The organism is Alkalicoccus urumqiensis, assembly GCF_002993335.1.
Classification (GTDB): domain Bacteria; phylum Bacillota; class Bacilli; order Bacillales; family Salisediminibacteriaceae; genus Alkalicoccus; species Alkalicoccus urumqiensis.
The window spans coordinates 99,197-105,277 of the sequence record NZ_PVNS01000012.1 but is presented as its reverse complement, the minus strand read 5'-3'; the positions used below and the strand labels follow the sequence as shown (position 1 = coordinate 105,277).

Sequence of the window (6,081 nt, the reverse complement as noted above, 5' to 3'; positions counted from 1 at the left end):
TGGCCGTTAACCTGAGGAAGTACCAGGCTTCCTCAGGTTATTTTGGTCCCTATGATAAGAAAAGGAGAATCGATTCGCGCATCGATTCTCCTTTTTACATGTTTAGAAGGCTTTTGTCTCAGCCTCTTTTTAATTCCCGGGCTGCCCGTTGAAACGAATTCAGCAGTAGAAACTTTGAGTAAGTTCTATCTTACAGCTGGATAAGAGCATAGGAGGGGAGTTGTAAATGAGGAAAGGGAATCCGAAGGCTTATGGAAGAACTGGCTTTAATTCTCAATGAATACGCTCTATTCTCAATGGATAGTTAATGTGATATAATGAACGTACACGTATTCGTCCTGATAAATAAAAAAGGCACCCTCTGAAGTTAGTCGGAGAGGAAAGAAAACGTTTTTTAATGAAAAAAAGAAAAAAGAATGTTTAATTTGAAGCCAATACGGTTATATAGACAATATGAGTAAAAACGTATGAGTTGTGTACAACCTATTTAACGCATTTGTTTAACATATCGATTTTCTACATCGTTTATGTTATAATAATAATTATAAATAACAATACAACACACGCGTATTATATTAAAATAGGGAAGGGAGTCACCATCTATGGTCACTTTATTTACCTCTCCAAGCTGCACGTCCTGCCGGAAAGCGAAGGCATGGCTGGAAGAACACGAAATTCCATTTGAAGAGCGGAACATTTTTTCGGAACCACTTTCTATTGATGAAGTGAAGCAGGTAGTCCGTATGACAGAGGATGGAACAGATGAAATTATCTCCACCCGCTCCAAAGTGTATCAGGAGCTGGAAGTTGAGCTTGATGCAATGCCTCTTCAGGAACTGTTTCAATTAATCAGTGACCATCCAGGTCTTCTGCGCCGTCCGATTATTCTGGATGACAAGCGGATCCAGGTGGGTTACAACGAAGCGGAAATCCGTCGTTTCCTTCCGCGTAAAGTGCGGACGTTCCAGCTGCAGGAAGCTGCAAAAAAACTGGTTAACGAGTAATGGACTGAGACAGATTCATAGCAGTTCCAGGGTGGATGCAGACAGCGTTCACCCTTGTTCCTTTTTTAAACTGTATTAAGCATAAATTGTAAGTATTCTACAATATATAATGGATGAACCTATGGAAACGTAAATAATTCTGAATCATTGATAAATAAATTCAGGCAAAATTATTTCATTTCCGTTCCTTATCCCTTAGAATAAAGAATAAGCAAAACAAGGTTAAACTTCTTTTCCCCGGGGAACATGTAACTAAGCTTCTCCGGTATGCTCCAGAGTTTACCTCGTGAAAGGGTGAATGCACCATGGAAATCGAGCGCATTAATGACACTACCATCAAATTTTATATCACGTACAATGACATCGAACGGCGTGGTTTCGATAAGGAAGAAATCTGGTACAGCCGGGAACGCGGTGAAGAATTGTTTTTTGAAATGATGAATGAAGTGAGCGATCAGGAAAAATTCGAAATGAACGGCCCGCTCTGGGTTCAGGTTCATGCATTGGAAAAAGGCCTGGAAGTAATTGTAACGCGTGGACAGATGAACGATGGAAATGTAAAACTGGAAATACCTCTTGAAGAAGATGCTGAAGAGAATGTGGACAAAAACATTGTGGACATGCTTGATCAGCAGTTCAGCGGCGATGAGAAAGAAAATGCCGTGAAAGATCACACCCTCAGCGTCGTCGTCGGTTTTGATGATTTCGAAGATGCAATCCGTCTTGCTTCCGCAGTGGACATGGATATTCATTCAAGTCTTTATCATTTCGAAAACACGTATTTCCTTTTCGTAACCATTGATGATATGTACACGGATGAAGAGCAGGATAATATGCTCAGTCGGATTCTGGAGTACGGCTATGAGTCGGATATAACGATTCACCGCATTCAGGAGTACGGAAACACTATTTTGGAAGAAAATGCGCTGGCGACAATTAAAAACAACTTTTCTTAAAGAACGAGTAACGGGAGGAAGCCACTGATGGCTTCCTCTTTTTTGTTGGGAGGAGATGCCATGTTTACGGCACGAAATAAAGAAGGGATGCTGCAGGACAGCCGTGCGGTGAATCTGAGTAAAAGTGGTCCTTTCTATTGTCCGGAATGCGGATCAGAGGTGAAATGGCGGTCGGGCAGCTCCTGCCGGCCGCACTTTTACCATCCAGTCGTGTGTAAAAGCAGAGTACCTGAAAGCAGCGTACATATTAAAACAAAACAACGTATAGCAGAGTGGCTCCGTTTTTCAGGATGGCGGGTGCAGGAGGAGAAAGCTTTTCCCCGTCTGGCGCGGAGAGCTGATATATATGCTGTTAAAGGAAGGAGGCAGACGGTAATTGAAATCCAGCACTCACCGCTGCCAGCAGGGGAAGTGTTTCAGCGTACATCGGATTATCAGAAAGCCGGCGTAGAAGTTGTGTGGATTTTCGCCAGGCCGCATCCATTTCTGCGTGAAAAGAGGGTTGTCAGACAGGACGAATGCGCTGCACACCAGAGCAGAGCCTCCGTTTATTATTTTCATCATGATCGATTAATCAGTGAAAAAACGGCCTACCAAATGACCCTCCGCTCTGCTCTCGTAACGGAACTCACTTTCACTGAGCCGGTGTTAAACGTTGTGTGGAAAGAAGAGAGGAAGCCCTGCGGCCTGCTTGTACAGATGTGGAGTAAACATCTGGAGGAACTGAGAAAGCTTCCTGCTCCGGCTGTATCTGCCGAAGAAGACGTTCTGTTATGGTCTGAAAAACTCACACGTAATTTCATACCATCGCTTTTTCTACTTCCTGTGCCCGGCATTTTTATCCGTTCGAAATCGGAGAGGTGGTGGCAGTTCTATCTGTATATTATGTGGATCCGTCCTCACCATATAGTCCAGGTCACGGAAGTGTGGCGGGGGCTGCATCATAAATTCGGATCTGCATTCTCCAAAGCGAGAAATGCTGTTTCGATCTACCTGCAGCTTCTTGCATCGCTTGGGGCGTTAACAAAAATTTATCCGGGTGTGTATGTAAAAAAGAGAGTGCTTACGCTGTATAAGTCGCCGGAGCAGCTCAGTGTGGATGATGAATATGTGCGCAGCCACCTGCTCAGCCACCTTCCCCGAATAGAACATACTCCAGAAGAAAATTATTTCGAGAGTAAAAATAATTGAAATCCTGATTTCCTTCACGTACCATGGAAAGTGCAATTATTCTGACATTCAGGAGGCACCAATATGACGAAAACTGCACTTCCTAAAAGGCAGGATGTACCGGAGAAATACAAGTGGGACGTCGAAGACATATTTAATAGTGATGAAGAGTGGGAACAATCATATGAGAAGCTCACTGCGAGGATTCCGGAAATTGAAGCGTTCCATGGAAAACTTGGAGATTCCGCTGATGTTTTATACGAGGTCCTTCAGCTGGAGGATACACTATCTGTTGAGCTGTCTCAGCTTTTTGTATATGCCCGTATGAAATACGATGAAGATACAACGAATTCGTTCTATCAGGGATTGAATGACCGGGCGCGACAGCTTGTAACCCGTTTTTCCCAGGCTGCTTCATTCGTAACGCCGGAGATTTTATCCATACCGGAAGAAAAAATTTCCGCTTTTCTGGAAGAAAAAAAAGAATTGAAACTGTATGAGCACGCACTGGACCGGTTAAATAAAAGACGGCCTCATGTACTTTCAGAGGCCGAGGAAGCTCTTCTGGCACAGGCAGGTGACGTGACAGCATCTTCTGCCAATACGTTCAGTATGCTCAACAACGCTGATATGAAATTTCCGGTGATAAAAGATGAAAACGGCGAAGAGGTCGAAGTTACCCAGGGGCGCTTTATTTCGCTGATGAAGAGCACTGACCGGCGCGTGCGTAAAGATGCGTTTGAAGCGATGTATCACACGTATCAGTCTTACCATAATACGCTGGCATCAACCCTTCAGGGAAGTGTAAAGAAAAACATTTTTCAGGCTAACGTACGCCATTATGAATCTGCGAGGCAGGCTGCTCTCGCTAAGAACCATATACCCGAAATTGTGTACGATCAGCTGATCGACACGATTAATGAGGGTCTCCCGCTCCTGCACCGGTATGCGGCACTCAGAAAGAGGGCGCTCGGTCTGGATAACCTGCATCTGTATGATATGTATACACCGATGGTCGAGAATGTCGATTACCCGGTTACGTACGAAGATGCAAAGGTCTGGATGGAAAAAGGGCTTGCTGCGCTCGGAGAAGATTATCAAAGCGTGATCCGTGAAGGATTGGAAAACCGCTGGGTGGATGTGGAAGAAACAGCAGGAAAACGGAGCGGCGCCTATTCTTCCGGAACGTACGGAACGAAGCCATACATTTTGATGAACTGGCAGGATGATATCAGTAATTTATTTACGCTGGCTCATGAATTCGGCCATTCCGCGCACAGCTACTATACACGGAAGCACCAGCCGATTCCGTATGCCGACTATTCCATTTTTGTTGCTGAAGTAGCTTCCACTACGAATGAAGCGCTCCTGCATTCCTACTTGTACGAGAATGAAACAGATCCTAAAAAGCAGCTCTATCTTCTCAACCATTTTCTTGAAGGGTTCCGTGGAACGGTTTTCCGGCAGACGATGTTTGCAGAGTTTGAACGGGATATTCATCAGATGGCAGAAACCGGGGTTCCACTGACACCGGATAAATTAAATGAAACTTACTACGCCTTAAATGAGCGGTATTTTGGACCAGATGTTGAAATCGATCCGGAAATTGCTTATGAATGGTCCAGAATTCCTCACTTCTATATGAGTTTTTACGTGTATCAATATGCTACCGGCTACAGCGCGGCAGCTGCATTATCGAAAAAAATTCAGGAAGAAGGGGCACCGGCTGTTAAGCGGTATATCGAATTTCTGCAGGCCGGAAACTCCATGTATCCAATTGATGCATTGAAGCATGCAGGGGTTGATATGACGTCACCTGAGCCGGTCAAACAGGCGCTCCGGCTTTTTGAAGAGACACTGGATCAGTTCGAAAAACTTCTTGATGAGACTAACGCCTGATCAAATCTTTCTTCAGGTTATTTGAGAACGATGAATGGTTAATAGAAAAAGCTGTCCGGATCGATTGTCGATCCGGACAGCTTTTTGATATGGCTATTAAAAGGTTGTGCTCTTATTCTCGTAGGATGTGTGAAGTGCCCTCCAGAACGAGCCGTGCTTAGCAGGGACTTCCTCTACTTTCTGTTGGAGTTTTAATTTACGCATCTCTCTTCCGGCTTCTTCAAGTGACATATCATACACAACTGCTATTTCCTTCGTTGCGACGATGGAGTAGGACTGCACGAAATCCAGAAGTGGAATTGGTTTTCTTTTGTTCAGTTCTTCCGGATGGAGGTCTTCCAGAATACTCTCATACACATGGTAAGGATACAGGCCTTCCACTTTCAGTCCGGGTTCATCAGTATCCATTCCGAAAAATACAAACGTAGGAGTGGAAGTAATGTCCATTTCCCGGGCTGTGCATTGATCACCGCTTAATGCTTTTTCAGTGGAGGGCGAATGAAGATCCTTTACAAATTCGTCTACATCCATTCCTTCCGTACGGATAGCGCAGTTGATCAGCACATGATCATCTGCAATATTTTCTTTATACATAAACAGTGCTTCTCTCAGCCTCCGCAAATACCGTGAACCGACTGCGCGTCCCTGCAGTTCAGCAGCTTTTACTGCCATAACGGCTGTATAAGGGGTGGTGCGGTCGAGGTCATTCTCATACCATACATCGCCGTCACACGGCATTCCGGTGCGGCAGCCCGTTTCATTATACGATTGAGCCATTTCTTTCATTAAAGATCGAAAGTGGGATCCACAGGGAGAATTGTAGGATTCCAGGTCATGTGTCAGCACAACATGAAACCGCAGAAAATCGCCGTATTCCATTCTCAGCTTTTTCATCATTGGCTCCATCGCCCAGCATTCAGGGCATAAAGGATCCAGGAAAACGTACATTTCGATTACCTGATTCTGTCTGGCTGAATAATCAGGGGTGTGTTGAGAAGTGCATGATCCATTATCTTCGCAGTATAATGTCTGAGATTTCTTTTCTTTCATGT

General features: G+C 44.5%; 5 protein-coding genes. 4 read left to right on the top strand and 1 reads right to left on the bottom strand.

All coding sequences use genetic code 11. The features are described from left to right. Positions 1-602 precede the first annotated feature (602 nt). The 4 genes from spxA (at position 603) to pepF (ending at position 5,029) form a co-directional block, all read left to right on the top strand. Complete coding sequence (spxA, locus tag C6I21_RS13120) at positions 603-1,004, top strand: transcriptional regulator SpxA (protein WP_105959946.1); 402 nt, start codon at positions 603-605, stop codon at positions 1,002-1,004. A gap of 305 nt (positions 1,005-1,309) precedes the next feature. Then, positions 1,310-1,960: an adaptor protein MecA gene (gene mecA / locus C6I21_RS13115; protein WP_105959945.1), complete on the top strand. Its 651-nt coding sequence runs from the start codon at positions 1,310-1,312 to the stop codon at positions 1,958-1,960. Positions 1,961-1,987: 27 nt separating this feature from the next. Further along, positions 1,988-3,151 carry a competence protein CoiA gene (locus C6I21_RS13110; protein ID WP_105959944.1) on the top strand — a complete coding sequence of 388 codons (1,164 nt, stop codon included), beginning with the start codon at positions 1,988-1,990 and terminating at the stop codon, positions 3,149-3,151. Positions 3,152-3,214: 63 nt separating this feature from the next. Beyond that, positions 3,215-5,029 (top strand): oligoendopeptidase F, encoded by a 1,815-nt coding sequence (pepF, locus tag C6I21_RS13105; protein WP_105959943.1) that lies wholly within the window; start codon positions 3,215-3,217, stop codon positions 5,027-5,029. A 96-nt stretch (positions 5,030-5,125) separates the two neighbouring features. Here pepF and C6I21_RS13100 read toward each other — a convergent pair whose 3' ends face one another. Continuing rightward, positions 5,126-6,079, bottom strand: coding sequence for a ClpXP adapter SpxH family protein (locus tag C6I21_RS13100; RefSeq protein ID WP_425352506.1), 954 nt, complete (start codon positions 6,077-6,079; stop codon positions 5,126-5,128). Positions 6,080-6,081: the final 2 nt, after the last annotated feature.